Origin of the sequence: Flavobacterium ponti, assembly GCF_042652765.1 — a bacterium.
GTDB classification, from domain to species: domain Bacteria; phylum Bacteroidota; class Bacteroidia; order Flavobacteriales; family Flavobacteriaceae; genus Flavobacterium; species Flavobacterium ponti.
The window spans coordinates 498882-519856 of the sequence record NZ_JBHSGW010000025.1; the positions used below are offsets into that span (position 1 = coordinate 498882).

Sequence of the window (20975 nt, forward strand, 5' to 3'; positions counted from 1 at the left end):
TGATATTTTTATTAATTTATTGTTTCAACGGTTTTGCCGCAACTTAGCATTTGTGAACCGTAGTAAGGATTTTTTATAGTTTCTTCTTTACTTAACCAATTCGCACCTTTTCCATCGTTTGCCATAGGGCAAAATTGATAATAGATTGGTGTTTCTTGTTTTGATATTTTCATCACTTCGTAAAGGTTTTTTGAAAGCGAATTGAAATATTGCCTTTGCTGACTTGTTTCTTTTGTGTTCGAAATTTTTTGAGTATCAATTTTTAAATTATCCAAAATTTTCATCCAGACCATATGAACTTCATTTGAAAGATTTGCCATTTTCACTTCGCTTAATGCAGTCGAAAGATTTTTGGCACTTGTTGAAGCTGTAGTTCCATCAGTTTTTACCAACGCATTTTTAAGAGCAAAATAATTGTCAAAAACTGCTGAAAGCGGATTTTCGTCTTGCATTTCGGTCATTTCGTTTGAATGTTGCGAATGGTCGTTTGTAGACATATTCATTTTTGACGAAACTGCTTTTGCTCTTTCATATTGGCAACAATTTGGCAAATTTGAATACGTGTCATCTGGTGCTAAAAAGCTATCGCTGTCATAACCTGCGAGAGCAATTCGTTTTAGGATTTCATCTTTTGAAGTTTTTAAGCTATCGTATGAAATGGTCGCAATTTTGGTTTCTTTGTTCCAATTCACTACGGATTGTTTTTTCATATTACCAGCTTTTTCGATTGTGCTTTTACACATTCCACAGTTTCCGTAGATTTTAACGGTTTCTGTATTTTGATTTTTTATTTGTGCATTGCAAGATGTAATTGATAACAGAACTACGATTGTTACCAATATTTTTAATAATGAATTTTTCATTTTATATGATTTTAATATTAAAAGATTTTTTTAATAAAGTTTTGAAATAAATTTAGATTGAATAACAGATATAATGAATTAAATAAGCATCTAAAACATGAATAATTTAAGATTCAATACTGTTATAAAAAATAGCAAATGCTATAAATTTGACACAAGTATGGCTGTCAAATTTTAAATTTAGCTTATTTTAGGTATAAGCCATATAGAAGAATGACCTTCTAAAACAGAAGTTATTTTATAGAAAAAATTAACTTTATTTAAAGATGTAAAGTTAAAAATACTATTTGATTTGTATGAAAGTATTATTGATGTGGAACTACTTATAGAAGTTGAAGGGCAGCCACATTTTGAGTGACCACAACTTCCTTTACATCCTTTATCATCAGAATTATTGTTACTATCACAACAACTTTTCTCTTTTGTTTTAGTAGTTGAAAGTTCTTTTTCACAAGATTGCTTTTCACTACCACAAGCAAAAGTATTATTAGGAATAAAAAATATTCCTAAAAACAAAATTATTATGATGTATGATTTTTTCATTACTTCTTATAAGACAATACAAATTTAATCAATACAAATTTATTTCTAACAAAAAAATGTTAAAAATCAAGATTAAAACTTCATTCTCTGAATTCTTACTGCATTTAATATTGCTAATAATGCTACACCAACATCGGCAAAAACCGCTTCCCACATCGTTGCTAAACCACCAGCACCTAGAATTAAAACTATCGCTTTTACTGTAAAAGCTAAAGTGATATTTTGCCAAACAATTTTCTTGGTTTGTTTTCCAATATTTATTGCCATTGGAATTTTTGAAGGTTTATCGTCTTGAATTACTACATCTGCTGTTTCTATTGTTGCATCACTTCCTAAACCTCCCATTGCTATACCCACATTGCTTAAAGCAACTACTGGAGCATCATTAACACCATCGCCTACAAAAGCAACCGTTTCGTTTTTGGCTATAATTTCTTTGACTTTATTTACTTTATCTTCTGGTAATAAATCTCCAAATGCATTTGTAATTCCTAATTTTTGAGCCACAAATTGTACTACATTATTTTTATCTCCACTTAACATAGTAGTTTTGATTCCTAATGCTTTTAATTTATCAATTGTGATTTGTGCATCTTCTTTTATACTATCTGCAATGGTTAAATAACCCACAAAATTATTGTCATACGCTACTGCAATTAAAGTATAAACAATACTTGATGGATCAATATCATATTTAATAGAAAATTTATCCATTAATTTAAAGTTTCCAACTAAAAGTTCTTTTCCATTTACATTAGCTTTTAAACCATGTCCAGCTATTTCTTCAACTACCTTAAGACTGATTTTACTATCTATTTCTCCAACAAATTCATGTATTGCTGTTGCAACTGGATGCGTACTTTGACTTTCTAAAGCGTTTACTAATTGAAGTATTTCATTTTGGTCAAAATCAGCTTTAAAAACGACTTCTTGTACTTTAAAAACACCTTCAGTCATCGTTCCTGTTTTGTCCATCACAACGTTTTGAATAGAAGCCATTACATCTAAAAAATTACTTCCTTTGAAAAGGATTCCGTTTTTAGAAGCTGCACCAATTCCACCAAAATATCCTAAAGGAATACTTATCACTAATGCACAAGGACATGAAATTACCAAGAAGATTAATGCTCTATACAACCAATCGTTAAATACATAATTTTCCACAAAAAGCATTGGTACTATACATATTCCGATTGCTAAAAACACTATTATAGGTGTGTAGATTTTAGCAAATTTTCTAATGAACAATTCTGTTGGTGCTTTTTTAGATGTTGCTTCTTGCACCAGTTCCAGAATTTTAGATAATTTACTATCTGTATAAGCTGTTGTTACTTTAACTTGCGAAACAGTATTTAAATTAATCATTCCTGCTAAAACTGTTTCTCCTTTTAGTTTTGAATCGGGTTTACTTTCTCCAGTAAGAGCTGCTGTATTGAAGGAAGCTTTATCTGATAGTAATTCTCCATCTAAACCTAATTTGTCTCCAGCTTTAAGTTGGATAATATCTCCAATTTTAGCCGTTGAAGCTTTGATTGTTTTAGCTACATTATTTTCGAGAATAGTAACTTCATCTGGTCGTTGGTCGAGTAAGGATTTTATGTTTCTTTTAGCTCGTTGTACAGCCAATGATTGAAAGATTTCTCCAATAGCATAAAATAACATTACCGCTACACCTTCAGGATATTCACCAATAGCAAATGCTCCAATGGTTGCTATAGACATCAGTAAAAATTCAGAGAATACATCACTTTTACGAATGCTTTGTATGGCTTCTTTTATAACTGGGAGTCCGACTGGCAAATAGGCTGCAACATACCAAACTATTCTAACCCAACCCGTAAACCAAGATTGGGTAAAATAATTATCAAACCCAATAGCCAACAATAATAAGCCGAAACTTATTATTGCTGGTAAAAATAATTGGAATGTAGATTTTTCTTTAGATGTATGGTCGTGATCATGTCCATCCTCTTCTGCATGTTGTTCTTCTGCTTTATTGATTTTTTCCTCTATTCTACAACATTCTGCATCGTCTTCTGTTTTGTGTGCTTTTTTATCTGTCATAATAATTTATGTGTTTACGTTTAGTATTTTTTTAATGTCATCAGGAATATCCATTGCTTTTAATGGTGGAACATTTGCACCACCAGTATTACCAACAGGAATGTGTCCAACAAATGATTTTACACCACCTACCAGTAATCTTGGTATTTGACCAACAATTTCTTTTGAACTTTTTATTTTAACACCAAATTGCAACATTTTCCAATGTACGAATGTATGTTCATACGGATATTTTTGTCCGATTATATGTGCTCTTTCTAGATGAAACCAAGATTTTTGTAAATTATTTTCGTTACTATTTATTTTTGCTAATTTTAGTTCTGTATCATAAAAAGATTTCAATTTTGTTGGCATAATTGTATTTACTTTCATGTCTCTTTTTTGTTGTAAATGATTAATGTTCATGTTCTCCACCACCTTTTGAAGCTGCCAATAAATAGAATGCTCCTTTAATAACAATTTTTGCATTTGCTGGAATTTCTTCTACTAATTTAATTTCCGTATAACCTAAATCGGTTGTTCCTGGAACTACTTCAATTGCTTTAAAGTGTACTTCGTCGTGTTCTTTTTCGGTAGTTTCTTCCTCATGATTATGTGATTCTCCTTCTTTATGAACGTGTGTTTCTTTCTTACCTTTTGGAGTTTCTTCTACATGTTCTTCTTGTATATAAATATAATATTTATCTCCGTTTCTAACAACTGCATCTTTAGGCAATGCTTGAACCGTTTGATTAGTAATATTAATATTTGCTGCAACATACATTCCAGAAATTAAACCTTTTGTATCACTTTCATTAATCTTGGCATGTACTGCCACCGATTTACTTTCGTTTGAAAAGGATTTATTAATGCCAAATATTTTTCCTTTAATCACTTTATTAGATTGATTGGTTAACACGAAATCAACTTCTTGACCAATAGAAATTTTACCTAAATCTTTTTCAAAAACATTTAAATCAAGGTGCATTTGTGTGTTGTCAATTACTTCAAAAAGACTTATTCCTGTATCTGCAAAGGTTCCTTTTGTAATGCCTATTTTACCAACGTAACCACTTATTGGAGCAATAATTGGAATCAATGAAGAATTGCCAGATAGACTTACATTTAATGCTTGTAATTTGTTTTTAGCGGCTTGTGACCTTGCTCTTTCCACTGCCAATTTTGCTTTTACTTCTTGGAATACTTTGCGAGGATTTACATCTTCTTCACTCAAAGTTTTTTGACGGTTGTATTCTAATTGTAAATATTCAATGTTTGCTACAGCTGCATTGTAATCTTCTTGCATTTCAGCAACTTCAAGGTTTTGAAGTGTAGCCAAAGTTTTCCCTTTTGCTACATAAGTACCTTCTAATACAAAGATGTCTTTTACCACTCCACCAATTAAGGTTGAAACATCTGCTCGGTTTTGAGGTGGAACAGTTGTGTAACCATTGGCTTTGATGATTGTATTGAGGTTTTTCATTTCAATACTACCCATTTCAATGCCCACGGTTTCAAATTGCGTTTTAGTTAATGCAACTTCTGTTTCCGATTTTTCTTCTTCATGTTCTTCTTCTGTTTTCTTTTCTCCACATGAGTTTAGAATCAAGAGGAAAGAAGAAAGAAGAAATATTTTAAAAAATGAGCCTATTTTATAATTTGGTTTTAAAGATATATTGATCATTATCGTGAGTATTAATTGTTATTGAAAGATGGAAATTGCATTTGTATAGCACTTTGATTGTAAGCGTTTACTGCTTCGATATTTTGCTTTTTAATATCAATGGCTTGATTTAAGAAACTGATGTAAGACCAGTAACTCATATCGCCATTGGCATAACTTTTTTGAGCAGTAGTGATTATCTGTTCTGCATATTTTAACCCTTCCTTTTCAAAATATTGAATTGCTTTTTCTTGTTTAGAAAATTGGTTTACTAATTGTTCTTTTTGCAGTTTTAAAGTCAATTTTGTTTTATCGAATTCTAATTGCGATTGCGACATACTGATTTCAGAAGCTTTGGCACGAGCTGTATTAGCTCCACTAAACAAAGGAATTTGCAAACCAACCGTAAACCCTTGAAAATAAGATTCTTTGTTTAATGTTTGACCAAAGTAACCCAAGCCTAATTTTGGGGCTCTCATTTTTTTAAAAGCATTTGATTCTTTTTCAAAAACCGTTGCTTGTTGTGTATAATAGTCGCTTATTAATGTGTCTACTTTATTTTCGTTTAAAACTGATGTATTATTATATTTTAATGAAGTTGTACTCTCTGGAAGTATATCTTCATTTGTCTGTATAAAATACTGCAACTGCTTTTGATAGATTACTAAATCAAGAAGCATTTGTTCTTTTAAGGTTTCAATTTCCTTTACTTTAGCTTTGGCACTAATTACTTCTATGTTTCCGCTTTCACCTGTTTTAAATCGAAGTTCTGCATTTTTAAGAAATTTTGAATACACATCATACAATTCGTCATTTAGCTTTTGGATTGAAATACCATATAAATATTGATAATATGCAATAGTTACCGCTTTTTCGATTTCATATTCCGATAATGCTTTTTGTTTTTCAGCCAATTTTGCTAATTCTTCCTGAAGCTGTCTGTTTGCTTTTGTACTTCCACCAATTGGAAAATATTGCTGAATACTTACATTATTATCATAATCTACACTATTGTATTGTCCACCCATGTATTCAATTTGCAAAGGATCTGCTTGAAAAGCTGTTTTCTTAAGAACTGTTTGTTTTTCAATTTCCTTATCGGCAATTTTTAAATCCATATTATTGGTTTTAGCCATTGTAATAGCTTGTTCTAAAGTTATGGGTTTGCTGTTTTGAGCAAATGAAAACGTACTAATAAATAATACGATTAGGGTCATGATTGAATTTGACATTTTTTTTCTTTTTTTAAAACCTTTCTCAACTAATAAATAAAGAATAGGTAGAACGATTAAGGTTAGTAAGGTTGCAGAAAATAAGCCACCGATAACAACCGTTGCTAATGGTTTTTGCACTTCCGCACCACCACTTGTTGATAAAGCCATTGGTAAAAACCCTAAAGAAGCAACAGCAGCAGTCATTAATACAGGTCTAAGTCTGGTTTTTGTTCCAATTAAAACGCGTTGTAATGGGTCTGTAATTCCTTCTGATTTTAATTGGTTGAAAAAGGAGATTAGTACAATTCCATTTAAAACAGCAATACCGAATAAAGCAATAAAACCAATACCAGCTGAAATACTAAATGGCATTCCTCTCATCCATAAAGCAAAAACACCTCCTATTGCTGACAATGGTATAGCTGTAAAAATTAACAAGGCTTGTTTCATGCTATTGAATGTAAAGAACAACAAAACCATAATTAATCCCAATGCAATAGGTAAAGCTACAGAAAGTCTTTTATTGGCTTCTACTAAATTTTCAAATTGACCTCCATAAGTTATATAATATCCTGCTGGAAGTTCAAAATTTGTTTCTAATTTTTGTTGAATTTCTTCAACAACACTTTTTACATCACGACCACGTACATTTAATCCTATGGTTATTCTTCGCTTTCCATTTTCACGAGAAACCTGAACTGGTCCTTGCTCGTATTCTACAGAAGCTACTTGATAAAGTGGTACTTGTTGGCCGCTTGGTAATGGTATAAAAAGATTAGATACATCTGAAATATCACTACGATTTTCGGCATTCATTCTAACTACTACATCAAAACGTTTACTTTCTTCATAAATTTTACCTGCACTTTCACCCGCAAAAGAGGATCTGATGATTTTATTTACATCTGTAATATTTAGTCCATACAAGGCTATTTTATCGTAATCATATTTAATAGTGATTTGTGGTAACCCTGTTACTTTATCGGGTTTTAAATCACCCACTCCTTGAATATTATTTATTTTTGAAATTAATTCTTTTGCTTTTTCATCTAATACTTCTAAATCATCACCAAAAATTTTTATAGCAATATCACTTCTACTACCAGTCATTAATTCGTTAAAACGCATTTGAATAGGTTGAGAAACTTCAATATTTGCTCCAGGAATAACCTCTATTTCTTCTTTCATCAAGTTAGCTAGATCTTCCCAGTTTTCAGCCGAACTCCATTCTGATTTATCTTTCAAAACAATAATAAAATCACCACTTTCAATAGGCATAGGATCTGTAGGAATTTCTCCACTACCAATTTTTGTTACAATAGTTTTAATTTCAGGAAATTTTGCTTTTAAAATTTTTTGACATTTAGTTGAAGTTTCAATAGTTTGAGTAAGCGAACTTCCTGTCATAATTGTAACATTTATTGCTAAATCTCCCTCTTCAATTGTTGGAATAAATTCACCACCCATATTTTGGAAAACTAGTAATGCCATTACAAATAATCCGATTGCAATACCCAATACTGCTTTTTTTATTTGTAATGCTTTGTCTAAAAACGGAGTATATATTTTTTCTAACCATGCTATCAATTTATCACTGAAATTTTCAGTATGTTCTGTCTTTTTAGACAAGAACATTGCACTCATCATGGGCACATAAGTTAAAGAAAGGATGAAAGCACCAATTACAGCAAAGCCAACAGTCATAGCCATAGGTTTAAACATTTTACCTTCTGTTCCCACTAATGCTAATATTGGTAGATATACGATTAAAATAATTATTTCTCCAAAAGCAGCACTGTTACGAATTTTAGAAGCAGATTGGTACACTTCAACATCCATTTCTAATTGAGTCAAATTCTTTTTCCTTTTAAGTTTCTGTAAATGATGCATTGTTGCTTCTACAATAATTACTGCTCCATCAACAATAATCCCAAAATCGATAGCCCCTAAACTCATTAAATTTCCACTTACTCCAAATTGATTCATTAATATAACCGCAAACAGCATTGACAATGGAATTACTGAAGCTACTATTAATCCTGCTCGTAAGTTTCCTAGAAATAAAATCAATACAAAAATTACAATTAATGCTCCTTCTAATAAGTTCTTACTAATTGTACCAATGGCATTCTCTACTAATTTACCTCTGTCAATAAAAGCTTCTGCAACAACTCCTTCTGGAAGTGTTTTATTAATCTGAACCATTCTTTCTTTAACTCTATCTACAACTGCTTTTGAGTTTTCACCTTTTAACATTAATGCCATTCCACAAACAATTTCTCCTTTACCATCTTTTGTAGCTGCACCATATCTCATAGCATATCCTTCATTAACTGAAGCTACATCACGAATTAAAACAGGTGCACCGTTTCTGTTTTTTACAACAACATTTTCCAAATCATTACTTCCAGTTGCCATACCTACCCCGCGAATAAAGTAGGTCATTTGATCCTTTTCTATATATGCTCCTCCTGTATTTTGGTTATTTTTTTCTAAAGCTTCAAAAATTTCAGTGATCGTTACATCTAAACTCTTTAAGGTATTTGGTTTAACAGCTATTTCAAACTGTTTTAATTTACCACCCCAAGTAGCAACTTCTGCAACGCCTTCAACTCCTTGTAATTGTGGAACTATAATCCAATCTTGAATAGTTCTTAATTTGGTAGCGTCGTATTTATCTTCATATCCTTTTTTCGCATATACATCATATTGATATATTTCTCCTAAACCAGTAGTTATTGGAGCCATTTCTGGGGAACCTGCATAATCTGGAATGTTTTCTTTAGCTTGACTTATTCTTTGAAAAATTTGATTCCTTGCCCAATAAATATCTACATCATCTTTAAAAACTACTGTAACTACAGAAAGTCCAAAACGAGAAATACTTCTCAATTCTATAATTTTTGGAATTGTTTTTAAAGATTGTTCTAAAGGGTATGTGATAAGTTGTTCAATTTCTTGACTTGCTAAAGTTGGTGCATTTGTAATGATTTGTACTTGGTTATTAGTTACATCTGGTAATGCATCTAATGGTAATTGTTTTATTGAATAGCTTCCCCAAGCTATTAACACAAGTGTAAAAAGTAGTATAATAAACTTGTTTTTTATACTGAATTGTATGATTTTGTCTAACATTGAAAATATTATAATGAATTAGAAATTAGCAAATTAAAAATTTGCCATAATTTGTGATATACACAAGTTTCTCTAACCCGAAATTATTCGGGCTTCATTATACTATTTGAGGGGGTTGCCAAATACTCCCAAAAAAATTTGAAAATAAAGTTGATTTGTAAATGGAGTTTAGCGTTTGAATTTCTACTGTTGGAGTATGAAAATTAAAAACTATTGTAGGAACATAAGATAAAACACTTTGTCCGCAACAATTACAAACACAAAAAGGAGAACAAGCGTCATTTTCCTTATCGTGTGAATGATTTTGGTGGTTTGTGTCTATTTTACTAGAAGTGTGCGTAAAACTAGTTGCTTCCACATCTGCACAAGGCAAACATGAAAGTACTACTAAATACAGTGATAATATGTAGTTTAAAAATTTCACAGATGCAAAAGTAGTAAAATTAATTTTTAATTTTTACTTTTTTTTATGCTTCTTTACTATTCAACTTAAAACTAGAACTAAATTTATCTTTCAAAGTTTTCATATCCTCACTTACTTTTCTATCCAACACTTTTGCGTAATGTTGTGTTGTTCTCAAATTTTTATGTCCAAGCATTTTACTTACGCTTTCAATTGGTACACCATTTGTAAGCGTTACAGTTGTCGCAAAAGTGTGACGAGCAATATGAAAAGTTAATTCTTTTTCAATCTCACAAACAGTTGCTATTTCTTTTAAATAGGCATTCATTTTTTGATTAGATAAAATAGGAAGTAATTTTTCTTGATTGTTACTTTGTGGATGATTCTGGTATTTATCAATAATCATTTGTGTAACTGGTAAGATTGGAATTTTAGAAGCACTTTCTGTTTTTTGTCTATGTGTAAATATCCATCTCTCACCATCAATTCCAAAGCTTATATGCGATTTTGTTAAGTTTTTGACATCTATGTAAGCCAAACCAGTAAAGCAGCTAAAAAGGAATATATCGCGAACTAATGAAAGTCTTTCTGTTTTAAACTCCTTTTCAAGTATAGCTTGAACTTCATCTTCAGTTAAATATACTCGTTCGACTTCTTTAACTTTTGATTTATAATTTGCAAATGGATTTTTATCAATCCAATCATTGGCCAAACATATTTTGATAATTTTATTGAAGTTCTTGATGTATTTTACAGCTGTGTTATTCGCACAATTTCTAACACTTCTTAACCAGAATTCATAATCGGTTATAAAAGCGTGATCAATCTTGGTTATATCAATATCAGAAATATTATATTTCCATTGCATGAACTCAATGGTATGTTTCAAAGAAGTGGTGTAACGCTCTAATGTTCCTGGTGCATATTCTTTACCAACTAATTCTTTGATTTTGTTGTTGTGGTCTTGGAAAATAGGAACTAACATTCGTTTAGTCTCAGCTAATCCAAACAATTCATTTTTAAGATTTTCAGTACTAACAGGAATATCTTTTTTAAATAGTCTTTTTTCAGCTTCTAACACTTGATTTTTCAAATAATCAAGATGACTGTTTATTGTTCTAGCTTCTTCGGAAGTACCTTTAACTTTAGTACCTTCTGATGTCCATTTTTCTGGATTGATATACTTGTTTGTACTAAATTCAAAACGCTTTGCATTGATAGTAACTCTTGCATAAATTGGACAAACTCCTAAATTGTTGACTTTTGCTCTCTTGATGTAAAAGAGAATTGATACAGATGTGTTCATAATTGGTGACCTTAAAGTTAGTATTAAATTTATTCGATTTAATAACTACACACAAGATGTACATTTTTTGAATATGTTGTTGAACACCTTGTAGTAGCGGTGTTTTTCATTGAGAGGAGTCACTTAAAATTTAATTTTTTAGTGACACCTTGAAAGACACCTAAACTTTGAGATTTAATGAATAATTTGATATAGCCCTAAAAGAAAAAACCCACTAAATTGTTGAATTTAGTGGGTTTTGTTACCATTTGCTTTTCAGCTCGCGGAGAAAGAGGGATTCGAACCCCCGGACCTGTTACAGTCAACAGTTTTCAAGACTGCCGCATTCGACCGCTCTGCCATTTCTCCAATATATCGCACTACTTCCGTATTGCGAGTGCAAATATAGTATCATTTTTTATTTCTACAAACCTTTTTTAAATTTATTTGAAATATTTTTTTGACCAAAAACTTATCTCTTTAAAAATCATATTTTTAGAGCATAACTTTTTATTTTATACCTTTGCCATAAGATATAATCTATGAAGAAAATTGTTATTATTGGATCAGTTTGGCCAGAACCAAATTCAACAGCTGCAGGACAAAGAATGATGCAGATCATCACTTTTTTCAAAAAGCTTGACTTCCAAATCACCTTTACTTCTATTGCTTCTTTTTCTGATTATTCGGTTGATTTGGATGTCTTGAATGTTAAAACAGTTGAAATTGAATTAAATAACAACTCCTTTGATAGTTTTATAAAATCAGAAAATCCAACAATTGTACTTTTTGATCGCTTTATGACTGAAGAGCAATTTGGTTGGCGTGTTTCAGAAAATTGTCCTAATTCAATAAAAATATTAGATTCAGAAGACTTGCATTTTTTACGTGAGGCAAGATTTCAGTGCTTCAAACAACAAATAGCTTGCGAAACAAAACATTTACAAAATGAAATTGCTAAACGCGAAATTGCTTCTATCTACAGATGTGATTTGACATTAATCATTTCTAAATTTGAATATGATTTATTAGTGAATACTTTTTCTATTCCTACTAAATTATTGTACTATATTCCAATGATTTACGAGGAGATGGAAGAAAATACTTTTGAAAACTATCCTAAATTTGAAGAAAGAAATCATTTTTTCTCTATTGGAAATTTTTATCATCAACCTAATTGGGATGCAGTATTACAATTAAAAAACACATTTTGGCCTTTAATTAGAAAACAATTACCAAAAGCTGAAATTCATATTTACGGTGCATATCTTCCTGAAAAAGCAAAGCAATTGCACAACGAAAAAGAAGGTTTTATTATAAAAGGAAGAGCTGACGACAGTTCTACTATATTCAAAAAATATAAAGTTTTATTAGCTCCTTTACCTTATGGTGCTGGTATAAAAGGAAAATTAATAGAATCTATGCTTTTTGGAACACCAAACGTAACTACAAAAATTGGTGCTGAGGGAATGCAAAACAACTTAAACTGGAATGGTTTTATTGAAGAAAATCCCGTTGAGTTTGCTGAAAAAGCAGTTTTACTTTATACGAATATACATACATGGAAACAATCCCAAGTCAACGGTTTAAAGATTATCAATACAACTTTCAATAAAGTAAATTTTGAAAAAGAGTTTGCTGAACAAATTGGATATTTAATTATTAATCTAGAAAATCATCGTTCCCAAAATTTTATGGGACAGATTTTAAATCATCATACTTTGAAAAGCACAATGTATATGAGTAAATGGATTGAAGAGAAAAATTCTAATAAAAAAACTCCAAATTCCAAGTAGTAAATTATTAATTTAAAATGTTTATTACTCTCTTTTGTAAAGTTTACTCATTAATAAATTATAACTATTCCAATTACAAGTCATTTCTGATATAGTGTCAATTTTATTTTGCTTAGATATAGAGTAACTCATTTGTCCTGTACTGTTACATATTCCTTTCCCTTTTAAAGCTAACAATTCTGCTTCAAATTTGTTAATTGCTTTTATCTCGTCTTTGGTTAGAATTTTTTGGTTATCTAAATTTGAATCAAGTAAATATTTGTTGTTGAGATTAGTAATTTTATAGAAAGATTCCATTCTTGCAATACATCCTCCCCAAGTAAAAAGCTTATATGATTCTCCGTTTCTTAAATTATTAATTGGAGTATGACTATAATATTTTTCTAGTGAAAGTGAATCAAATATTATTTTGGTTTTATAAACTTCATTGTTTCTTAAGTTTATTTTTTTAGTAAAAGTATCTTGTTTAATATCGCTATATTCTAAAATATATTCACCGTTTGGCAAACTATCAAAAACATACTTTTTATTAACTATAATATATTCGATTATCTTTTTTTTATATATAACTGAATCTTTATTGGACAGATTAAAAAGACTATATTTAATTGGAATTGTATCTTTTAAATCAGATTTAGAGAAAACAATCTCTATCTTATTATAACTACTATTGCAACTTATAAAAGTTATTAAAAAAAATATCTGTAATGTTCTTATTATAGCATTTTTCATAATTTTAACTACCCATGAATTGCTTCCGAATTTCCATAACTTTTTATGATTTCTGCTTCATAAGCTAACCATTCTTCCCAACGCTTTTTAACATCTAAACCTTCTCCTATTTCGTTAGCAAATCCAAGAAAAACAGTGTAATGATTGGCTTCACTTATCATTAAATCTCTATAAAATTTAGCCATTTCTTGATCTTCTATGGTATCTGATAACACTTTAAAGCGTTCGCAACTTCTTGCCTCAATCATTGCAGAAAATAACAATCGTTCTACCAAATGTGATTGCCTACTTCCACCCTTTTGCATAAACTTATACAACTCATTTACATAATGATCTTTACGTTCTCTTCCTAAAACCCAACCATTAGCTTTTATCAATTCATGAACTTGCTCAAAATGCTCCATTTCTTCTTTAGCAATTTTGATTAATTCAGTGATGATATGTGTATGTTCTGGTAACATTGTAATTAATGTAATGCAATTGGTCACTGCTTTCTGTTCGCACCAAGCGTGATCACTTAACACCTCTTCAATGTTTGACTCTGCTATTTTTGCCCATCTTGGGTCTGTTGGTAGTTTTAATTTGAACATTGTAATTTCTTTTTTGCAAAAATAAACTTTTAAATTTAAACTTATAATATTGAAACTTTTTAATCTAACTTTATACTAATTAAATAAAAAGTGAGTTTTTTTTAAATAAAAAACATATTTTTAAAAATATAGTATCATTTAAATAATAGAGTATGAAAAGAATAATTGCTTATAGCATTATTGGATTAGCTTTGTATAGTTGTGGAACAAGTTCTTCGCTAAACAAAAAAGAAGTAAATGCAGGAACTTATATTAATCTTATTGACAAAACAGATTTAAGCAAGCACCTTTACATTGTAGCTAGTGATGAAATGGAAGGAAGAGACACAGGTTCTGCTGGACAAAAAAAAGCAGGTGAATATCTTATCAATTATTATAAAAGTCTTGGTATAAACTATCCAAAAGGAGCTAGCTCTTATTATCAAAAAGTACCAGCAGCTTTTATGACTAAAAAATTTGGTAATAAAGGTGTTGATTCTGAAAACATTTGGGCATTTATTCCAGGAAGTGAATTTCCTGATGAAATTGTAGTAATTTCGGCTCACTATGACCATGTAGGAACAAAAAATGATGAAATTTATAATGGAGCAGATGATGATGGATCTGGAACTGTTGCGCTTTTAGAAATGGCTCAAGCTTTTGCTCAAGCGAAAAAAGAAGGTCATGGTCCAAAACGTTCTATTTTATTCTTACACGTAACTGCTGAAGAAAAAGGTTTACATGGTTCAAGATATTATTCTGAAAATCCATTATTCCCATTAAAAAACACAGTTGTTGATATCAATATTGATATGATTGGAAGAGTTGATCCTGCTCACGAAGAAAATCCAAATTATATCTATGTGATTGGTTCTGACAGATTGAGTACAGAATTACACCAGATTAATGAAGAAATGAATACCAAATATGTTGGACTTAATTTAGACTACAAATACAACGACAGAAATGATCCAGAAAGAATTTATTTCCGTTCAGACCACTATAACTTTGCTAAAAACGGTGTACCAGCTATTTTCTTTTTCAATGGTGTTCATGCAGACTACCACAAACCAACTGATACTCCTGATAAAATCAATTATGAACTAATGACAAAAAGAGCTCAATTGGCATTTGCTGATGCTTGGGAAATTGCTAATAGAGATAAAAGAATAATTGCCGACAGAAACGGTGAATAAATATAAATAACTAATATAAGGCACTCATTGGAGTGCTTTTTTTTATGACATTAGATAAAAGCATTCTTTTTTTATTCTTGGCATTAATTGCTGAAATCATTGGAACAATTGGAGGCTTTGGTTCTTCTGTTTTTTTTGTTCCATTTACTGCATTATTTTTTAATTTTCATACCGTTTTAGGTATCACAGCTATTTTTCATTTATCAAGCAATATCAGTAAAATTTACCTCTTTAGAGATGGATTAGATAAGAAATTATTACTTCAAATTGGTATTCCTTCCATATTATTTGTAATTATTGGTGGACTACTAAGTAATTGTTTTAACTCTAAAATTTTAGAAATTAGTTTAGGAATATTTTTAATTCTTTTGAGCCTACTTTTTTTGATTAAAGACAAGCTCGTTATTCCTCCTAAACTTAAAGAAAGTATTATTGGAGGTTCTTTGTCTGGTTTTACTGCTGGTTTTCTAGGAACAGGTGGAGCAATTAGAGGAATTACCATGGCTGCTTTTAATTTAGAAAAAAGTGTATTTGTAGCAACATCAGCCACTATTGATTTTGGAATCGACTTTACAAGAAGTTTTGTTTACTTTTTTAATGGATATATTACCAAAGAAATATTAATTTATATTCCTTTTCTATTTATAATTGGATTTGTAGGAACATGGATTGGTCAGAAAATATTAAATAAAATTCCACAAAATAGATTCAAAAAATTGTCATTGTTTTTAATTTTAGGAATTGGTATTTTTTCTTTATGGAATAGTATAAAATAAAAAAACTCCTAATATCTTAGGAGTTTTTTACTTTTGGGTGAATGATGGGGCTCGAACCCACGACCCTCGGTACCACAAACCGATGCTCTAACCAACTGAGCTACAATCACCATTTGTTTAACGAGTGCAAATATACTACTGTTTTTCTATTCTACAAACAAAAAAAACATAAATTTACTTCAAATTACTTAAACTATTGATTGCCAAATATCTTTCTGTAGTAAATCCTTCGGCAAAATCTACACCTACTAGCCTACCTAAATCTTCTGCTCTATATTTTATAGAATCTAAAAAGTTTTTTGAAGTAATTGGTGTAATAGGTTCTTTAGAATTTGGATCATAAAATTGTGAACTATAAGCTAAAACAGAATCCATTTTCTTGTCCATAAACCCAGAAATATCTACTACAAAATCTGGTTCAATATTTTTCCATTGAATGTAGTGATAAACTTGCTTTGGTCTCCAATGTTCTTGTTGTGAACCATCAAGTTCTGTTTCAATCTTAATTAGACCTGATAAAAAACAAGCATCACTTACCAAATTACTTCCTTTTGAATGATCAATATGTCGGTCTTCAATAGCGTTACAAAGTACGATTTCTGGTTTGTACTTTCGAATCATTTTTATAATTTCCATTTGATGTGCTTCATCATTTACAAAAAAACCATCTCTAAATCGTAAATTTTCACGAACAGCAACTCCTAGAATTTCTGCTCCTTTCCTAGCCTCTTCATCTCTGATTTCGGCTGAACCTCTTGAACCTAATTCACCACGAGTTAAATCGATTATTCCGACTTTCTTTCCTAGTGAAACTTCTTTGGCAATGGTTCCTGCTGCTCCTAATTCAACATCATCTGGATGTGCTCCAAATGCTAATATATCTAATTTCATTCTTTCGTAATTAAAACATTTTTAATCGTTTCTGATTTATTTTGAGTTTCTATATATTCTTTTTCTGCAATACTATCTTTTGTAATACCGCAGCCAACATAAATTGAATTTATAGTTCCTATTTCCATACAACGCAAGTTAACAAATAAATTGGTTGTTTCATTCACATTCCATTCTCCTAAAAAACCAGCATAATACTTTCTGTCATACTTTTCATTTTTCAAGATAAATTCTTTGGCCTTTTCTTTAGGCAAACCACAAACAGCTGGAGTTGGATGCAATTTTGAAATTAAAACCGTTACATTTTCCTTAGAAATAGTTCCAGATATTTTGGTTTTTATATGTGCTAATTTCCCAGCTTGCACTGTAAAAGGCTCAGAAACTTCAATATTTGAAGCCATATTTTCACAATTGGAAACAATATAATCTGTCACAAATTGTTGTTCTTGAATTTCCTTCGAAGTCCATTTTAAATTTTCCGAAAATAATTGAGTTCCAGCTAAAGCAACGGTTTCAAAATGATTAGCTTCAATTTTAATTAATTGCTCTGGAGTTGCTCCCATCCAAATTCCAACTTTTGGATGAAAAAACAAATAACGAAAAGCTGTTGGATAAGTTTTAATTAAATTTTGATACGTTTTGAAAACATCAATTTCATCTGAAAAATCTATTTTTCTAGAAACCACAAGTTTCTCAAAATCACCTGACTTAATAGCTTGAACCGAATGATTTACCAAGCTTTCAAAATGTTTTTTTTCTTTATCTGATGTTGGAATTTGTATGGATTCTGATTTAAAATTGAAATTAAAATCAATTTCTTCTTCAAAATAATCTGAATTTTCTTTGGGTAAAACTACTTTAGATAAACCATTAAAAGAGACAAAAACAAATCCTTTTTGATTTTCAAATTCATGCAAAATATCATCTTTCTGAAAATAAGCATTCAGTTGATTTCTATTAGGCTCAACAAATAAAACAAAAGGTAAGTTCGATTGAAAATAAACTTCTGCTTTTTTAAGAATCTCCATTTTAGCGTTCTTTTCGAGGTAAAATCATATTTGTCAATTTACATAAACAAACTAAAGAATCATTTTCATCTGTAATTCTAATTTCCCACAAATGAATGCTTCTTCCTTTGTGAACTATTTTAGCAGTTGCATAAACCATTCCATCTCGTTTGGCTTTTAAATGGTTTGCAGAAATCTCAATTCCTCTAACTTCAGATTTTTCAGGATTTACAAACATAATGGATGCAGCACTTCCAACACTTTCTGCTAAAGCTACACTTGCACCACCATGTAATAATCCCATGGGTTGATGAACTCTAGGATTAACGGGCATTTTTGCCGTTAAAAAATCTTCTCCAGCATCAATATATTCAATTTCTAACGTTTCCATCAAAGTGTTTTTTGACCAATCGTTACACAATTGAAGCATTTTATCTTTATCAAACATGGTTTATTATTTTCATACAAAATTACTCAATTTTTAAATCTTAAGCCTAATAACTTTTTATAATAGATTGTTAATTGAGACTAAAAACGTTTTTTTTTCGTTTGAATATTTAGCTTTTTCAAATTAATAATTACTTTTACGAAAATTCAGATTATTTATGCGTCAATATATAGGATTACTTTTGGTTGTACTTGTAGCTTCATTAACTTCATGTAGGAACGATTTTGATTTTGAAACTAGTTCTGGTGGATTAGAATTTTCTAAAGACACAGTTTATTTGGACACTGTTTTTACTAATATTGGTTCAAGTACTTATACTTTAAAAGTTTACAACAGAAGTGACAAAAATATTTCTATTCCAAGTATTCGATTAAACAAAGGTCAAGCTTCAAAATATCGTTTAATGGTTGATGGAATTCCTGGTAAAGAATTTTCAAATATCGAAATGCTTGCAAAAGACAGTATGTTTGTTTTTATAGAAGTTACTGAAGATGTTGCCAATGTAAATCCAACAGATTTTTTATATACTGATTTTATTGAATTTAATTCTACTTCTGGTATGCAAAAAGTAGAATTAGTTACTTTAATTCAAGATGCTTATTTTATTTATCCAAGTCGAACTCCAAATGGAAACGGTGGATTTGATTATGAGGAAATAAATTTAGGCGATAATGAAAACCCAATTCCTATTAGAGCCAGTATTTTAAATGAAAATGACCCTATAAATGGCAACGAATTGATTTGGAATAATAGCAAACCTTATGTAATCTATGGATATGCCGTTGTGCCACCTACAAAAACTTTAACAATCGAAGAAGGAGCTCGCATACATTTTCATGCTGATTCTGGAATAATTGTTGCCAATGATGCATCTCTTTTTGTTGATGGCAAACCTTCAACTACAGATGCTTTAGAAAAAGAAGTGATTTTTGAAGGAGACCGTTTAGAACCTGATTTTTCAGAAGTTCCAGGACAATGGGGAACAATTTGGTTAACCAACGGAAGTCATTCAAATGTTCTCTATAATCTTACCATCAAAAATGCTGTTATTGGTCTTTATGTAAATGGAAATGATGGCACAAATTCGGTAAATGCAACTCTAAATAATGTTCAAATATACAATTGTTCAAATATTGGTTTATATGCCACAACAGGTTTTGTAGATGGAAAAAACGTAGTTATTAATAATTGTGGTGAAGCTTCTTTCATTGGTAGTTTTGGTGGAAGTTATGAATTTACTCATTGTACCTTTGCGAATTATTGGCCAACTCCAAATCAAACTTGTGTGGTTTTAGATGACTATGAAGGACAAACTGAATTTGAATTAGTAAAAGCTAATTTCAACAATTGCATTATTTATGGTTCAAGTAATTTGGGAATTTCTCATAAGAAAAAAGGGAATATTTTCAATTTCAAATACACCAATTGCTTACTAAAATTTGTTGATACTAACAATCAGTTTGCAAATGATCCTTTATATAATTTTTCGGATAATTCTATTTTTGAAAATTGCTTAAGAGCTTCAAATTCTAATCAAAACAAACCTGACTTTTTAGCTCCAAATGATAATAAACTAATTATTGGGAGTGATTCTGCTGCTAAAGGAACAGCAAAAATAAGTTTTTCAACATTTCCAGATATTTTAGATAAAGATAGACCCGAATTAGGTTTAACAACTACTGACATTGGTGCTTATAATTTTATTATCTTTGAATAACTAATCAAAAAAATATAAAATCATGAAAAAAATTATTTTAACCTTATTAGCACTTACATTAAGTGTTTCTTCATGTAAAAAAGTAGAAGTAGAAGAAACTGAAACACCTCCAATAACTGAAGAAATAACTACTGAAGAAGTAGCCGTTGAAGCAACTCCGGATTCTGCAACTGTTGCAAAAGCTTGGGCTGATTATGCAACTCCATCAAAAGCTCACGAAATGTTAGCCAAAGATACTGGAACATGGGATGCAGAAATGACTTTTTGGATGCCTGAAAGTCCAGAACCACAAAAAGCAACATCAGTAGCAACCTACAAAATGATTCTTGATGGTAAATATCAAGAAGGTGTTTTTAAAGGTGACATGTGGGGAATGGCTTTTGAAGGTCGCGGCACAACAGCTTATGACAATGCTTCAAAAGAATTTATTGCAACATGGATTGATAATATGGGAACTGGTATGATGGTTTCTCGTGGGCAATATGATGAAGCTAGTAAAACCCTAACTTTTAACGGAGCTATGGTAGACCCTGTAACTGGAAAAGAAAAGAAAGTTAAAGAAGTTATCACTTATATTGATGATAATACGCAAAAAATGGAAATGTTTGACATAGATGCTAATGGCAAAGAATTTAAAAACATGGAAATTAATTCTAAGAGAAGAAAATAATATTTTTAAATACAATTTTATAAA

General features: G+C 30.4%; 18 protein-coding genes and 2 tRNA genes. 5 read left to right on the top strand and 15 right to left on the bottom strand.

Translation table 11 applies throughout. The features are described from left to right. Window positions 1–11 precede the first annotated feature (11 nt). The 9 genes from ACFO3U_RS10685 to ACFO3U_RS10725 all read right to left on the bottom strand — a co-directional run bounded on the left by ACFO3U_RS10685 (window position 12) and on the right by ACFO3U_RS10725 (window position 11518). On the bottom strand, window positions 12–863 hold the full coding sequence (locus tag ACFO3U_RS10685) for a DUF3347 domain-containing protein (protein ID WP_379741868.1): 852 nt from the start codon (window positions 861–863) through the stop codon (window positions 12–14). A gap of 180 nt (window positions 864–1043) precedes the next feature. Further along, window positions 1044–1406: a hypothetical protein gene (locus tag ACFO3U_RS10690; protein ID WP_379741871.1), complete on the bottom strand. Its 363-nt coding sequence runs from the start codon at window positions 1404–1406 to the stop codon at window positions 1044–1046. Between the two features lie 72 nt (window positions 1407–1478). Beyond that, window positions 1479–3470 (bottom strand): heavy metal translocating P-type ATPase, encoded by a 1992-nt coding sequence (locus tag ACFO3U_RS10695; protein ID WP_379741874.1) that lies wholly within the window; start codon window positions 3468–3470, stop codon window positions 1479–1481. 6 nt (window positions 3471–3476) lie between these two features. Continuing rightward, the gene (locus tag ACFO3U_RS10700) at window positions 3477–3842 is read right to left on the bottom strand and encodes a DUF3703 domain-containing protein (RefSeq protein ID WP_379742082.1); all 366 of its coding nucleotides are present in this window, start codon (window positions 3840–3842) and stop codon (window positions 3477–3479) included. A 22-nt stretch (window positions 3843–3864) separates the two neighbouring features. Beyond that, entirely contained in the window at window positions 3865–5133 is a 1269-nt protein-coding gene (locus ACFO3U_RS10705; protein WP_379741877.1) for an efflux RND transporter periplasmic adaptor subunit, read from the bottom strand. Between the two features lie 11 nt (window positions 5134–5144). Next, window positions 5145–9461: a CusA/CzcA family heavy metal efflux RND transporter gene (locus ACFO3U_RS10710; protein ID WP_379741880.1), complete on the bottom strand. Its 4317-nt coding sequence runs from the start codon at window positions 9459–9461 to the stop codon at window positions 5145–5147. A 97-nt stretch (window positions 9462–9558) separates the two neighbouring features. Continuing rightward, complete coding sequence (locus ACFO3U_RS10715; RefSeq protein WP_379741883.1) at window positions 9559–9885, bottom strand: DUF6660 family protein; 327 nt, start codon at window positions 9883–9885, stop codon at window positions 9559–9561. A gap of 43 nt (window positions 9886–9928) precedes the next feature. Beyond that, window positions 9929–11170, bottom strand: a complete 1242-nt coding sequence (locus ACFO3U_RS10720; protein WP_379741886.1) for a site-specific integrase — start codon at window positions 11168–11170, stop codon at window positions 9929–9931. Between the two features lie 263 nt (window positions 11171–11433). After that, window positions 11434–11518: transfer RNA gene (locus ACFO3U_RS10725), tRNA-Ser, on the bottom strand. Between the two features lie 173 nt (window positions 11519–11691). Here ACFO3U_RS10725 and ACFO3U_RS10730 point away from each other — a divergent pair. Then, on the top strand, window positions 11692–12945 hold the full coding sequence (locus tag ACFO3U_RS10730) for a glycosyltransferase (protein WP_379741889.1): 1254 nt from the start codon (window positions 11692–11694) through the stop codon (window positions 12943–12945). A gap of 24 nt (window positions 12946–12969) precedes the next feature. Here ACFO3U_RS10730 and ACFO3U_RS10735 read toward each other — a convergent pair whose 3' ends face one another. Together ACFO3U_RS10735 and ACFO3U_RS10740 are read right to left on the bottom strand one after the other, a co-directional pair. Continuing rightward, entirely contained in the window at window positions 12970–13677 is a 708-nt protein-coding gene (locus tag ACFO3U_RS10735; RefSeq protein ID WP_379741892.1) for a hypothetical protein, read from the bottom strand. An 8-nt stretch (window positions 13678–13685) separates the two neighbouring features. Next, window positions 13686–14267 (bottom strand): MiaE family protein, encoded by a 582-nt coding sequence (locus tag ACFO3U_RS10740; RefSeq protein ID WP_379741895.1) that lies wholly within the window; start codon window positions 14265–14267, stop codon window positions 13686–13688. Between the two features lie 152 nt (window positions 14268–14419). Between ACFO3U_RS10740 and ACFO3U_RS10745 the strand changes: the two genes are divergently transcribed. Together ACFO3U_RS10745 and ACFO3U_RS10750 are read left to right on the top strand one after the other, a co-directional pair. Then, entirely contained in the window at window positions 14420–15442 is a 1023-nt protein-coding gene (locus ACFO3U_RS10745) for a M28 family metallopeptidase (RefSeq protein WP_379741898.1), read from the top strand. 44 nt (window positions 15443–15486) lie between these two features. Continuing rightward, the gene (locus ACFO3U_RS10750) at window positions 15487–16218 is read left to right on the top strand and encodes a sulfite exporter TauE/SafE family protein (RefSeq protein ID WP_379741901.1); all 732 of its coding nucleotides are present in this window, start codon (window positions 15487–15489) and stop codon (window positions 16216–16218) included. 35 nt (window positions 16219–16253) lie between these two features. Here the strand turns inward: ACFO3U_RS10750 and ACFO3U_RS10755 are convergent. The 4 genes from ACFO3U_RS10755 to ACFO3U_RS10770 all read right to left on the bottom strand — a co-directional run bounded on the left by ACFO3U_RS10755 (window position 16254) and on the right by ACFO3U_RS10770 (window position 18564). Then, window positions 16254–16329, bottom strand: a tRNA-His gene (locus tag ACFO3U_RS10755). Between the two features lie 63 nt (window positions 16330–16392). Next, window positions 16393–17109, bottom strand: a complete 717-nt coding sequence (gene bshB1, locus ACFO3U_RS10760; RefSeq protein ID WP_379741904.1) for a bacillithiol biosynthesis deacetylase BshB1 — start codon at window positions 17107–17109, stop codon at window positions 16393–16395. After that, complete coding sequence (locus ACFO3U_RS10765; RefSeq protein WP_379741907.1) at window positions 17106–18137, bottom strand: isochorismate synthase; 1032 nt, start codon at window positions 18135–18137, stop codon at window positions 17106–17108. The genes bshB1 and ACFO3U_RS10765 overlap by 4 nt, the downstream gene beginning before the upstream one ends. A gap of 1 nt (window position 18138) precedes the next feature. Continuing rightward, window positions 18139–18564 (bottom strand): PaaI family thioesterase, encoded by a 426-nt coding sequence (locus ACFO3U_RS10770; protein ID WP_379741910.1) that lies wholly within the window; start codon window positions 18562–18564, stop codon window positions 18139–18141. Window positions 18565–18721: 157 nt separating this feature from the next. Here ACFO3U_RS10770 and ACFO3U_RS10775 point away from each other — a divergent pair, with 157 nt between their 5' ends. Both ACFO3U_RS10775 and ACFO3U_RS10780 read left to right on the top strand, forming a co-directional pair. Further along, a complete protein-coding gene (locus ACFO3U_RS10775) occupies window positions 18722–20281 on the top strand; it encodes a hypothetical protein (RefSeq protein WP_379741913.1) in 1560 nt (519 codons plus the stop codon). Window positions 20282–20303: 22 nt separating this feature from the next. Continuing rightward, window positions 20304–20951 (top strand): DUF1579 domain-containing protein, encoded by a 648-nt coding sequence (locus ACFO3U_RS10780; protein WP_379741916.1) that lies wholly within the window; start codon window positions 20304–20306, stop codon window positions 20949–20951. Window positions 20952–20975: the final 24 nt, after the last annotated feature.

Excerpts from the sequence above, each read along its gene's own strand:
- ACFO3U_RS10685 (WP_379741868.1), bottom strand. The coding sequence starts at position 863 with ATGAAAAATTCATTATTAAAAATATTGGTAACAATCGTAGTTCTGTTA.
- ACFO3U_RS10690 (WP_379741871.1), bottom strand. The coding sequence starts at position 1,406 with ATGAAAAAATCATACATCATAATAATTTTGTTTTTAGGAATATTTTTT.
- ACFO3U_RS10695 (WP_379741874.1), bottom strand. The coding sequence starts at position 3,470 with ATGACAGATAAAAAAGCACACAAAACAGAAGACGATGCAGAATGTTGT.
- ACFO3U_RS10700 (WP_379742082.1), bottom strand. The coding sequence starts at position 3,842 with ATGAAAGTAAATACAATTATGCCAACAAAATTGAAATCTTTTTATGAT.
- ACFO3U_RS10705 (WP_379741877.1), bottom strand. The coding sequence starts at position 5,133 with ATGATCAATATATCTTTAAAACCAAATTATAAAATAGGCTCATTTTTT.
- ACFO3U_RS10710 (WP_379741880.1), bottom strand. The coding sequence starts at position 9,461 with ATGTTAGACAAAATCATACAATTCAGTATAAAAAACAAGTTTATTATA.
- ACFO3U_RS10720 (WP_379741886.1), bottom strand. The coding sequence starts at position 11,170 with ATGAACACATCTGTATCAATTCTCTTTTACATCAAGAGAGCAAAAGTC.
- ACFO3U_RS10730 (WP_379741889.1), top strand. The coding sequence starts at position 11,692 with ATGAAGAAAATTGTTATTATTGGATCAGTTTGGCCAGAACCAAATTCA.
- ACFO3U_RS10735 (WP_379741892.1), bottom strand. The coding sequence starts at position 13,677 with ATGAAAAATGCTATAATAAGAACATTACAGATATTTTTTTTAATAACT.
- ACFO3U_RS10740 (WP_379741895.1), bottom strand. The coding sequence starts at position 14,267 with ATGTTCAAATTAAAACTACCAACAGACCCAAGATGGGCAAAAATAGCA.
- ACFO3U_RS10745 (WP_379741898.1), top strand. The coding sequence starts at position 14,420 with ATGAAAAGAATAATTGCTTATAGCATTATTGGATTAGCTTTGTATAGT.
- ACFO3U_RS10750 (WP_379741901.1), top strand. The coding sequence starts at position 15,487 with ATGACATTAGATAAAAGCATTCTTTTTTTATTCTTGGCATTAATTGCT.
- bshB1 (WP_379741904.1), bottom strand. The coding sequence starts at position 17,109 with ATGAAATTAGATATATTAGCATTTGGAGCACATCCAGATGATGTTGAA.
- ACFO3U_RS10765 (WP_379741907.1), bottom strand. The coding sequence starts at position 18,137 with ATGGAGATTCTTAAAAAAGCAGAAGTTTATTTTCAATCGAACTTACCT.
- ACFO3U_RS10770 (WP_379741910.1), bottom strand. The coding sequence starts at position 18,564 with ATGTTTGATAAAGATAAAATGCTTCAATTGTGTAACGATTGGTCAAAA.
- ACFO3U_RS10775 (WP_379741913.1), top strand. The coding sequence starts at position 18,722 with ATGCGTCAATATATAGGATTACTTTTGGTTGTACTTGTAGCTTCATTA.
- ACFO3U_RS10780 (WP_379741916.1), top strand. The coding sequence starts at position 20,304 with ATGAAAAAAATTATTTTAACCTTATTAGCACTTACATTAAGTGTTTCT.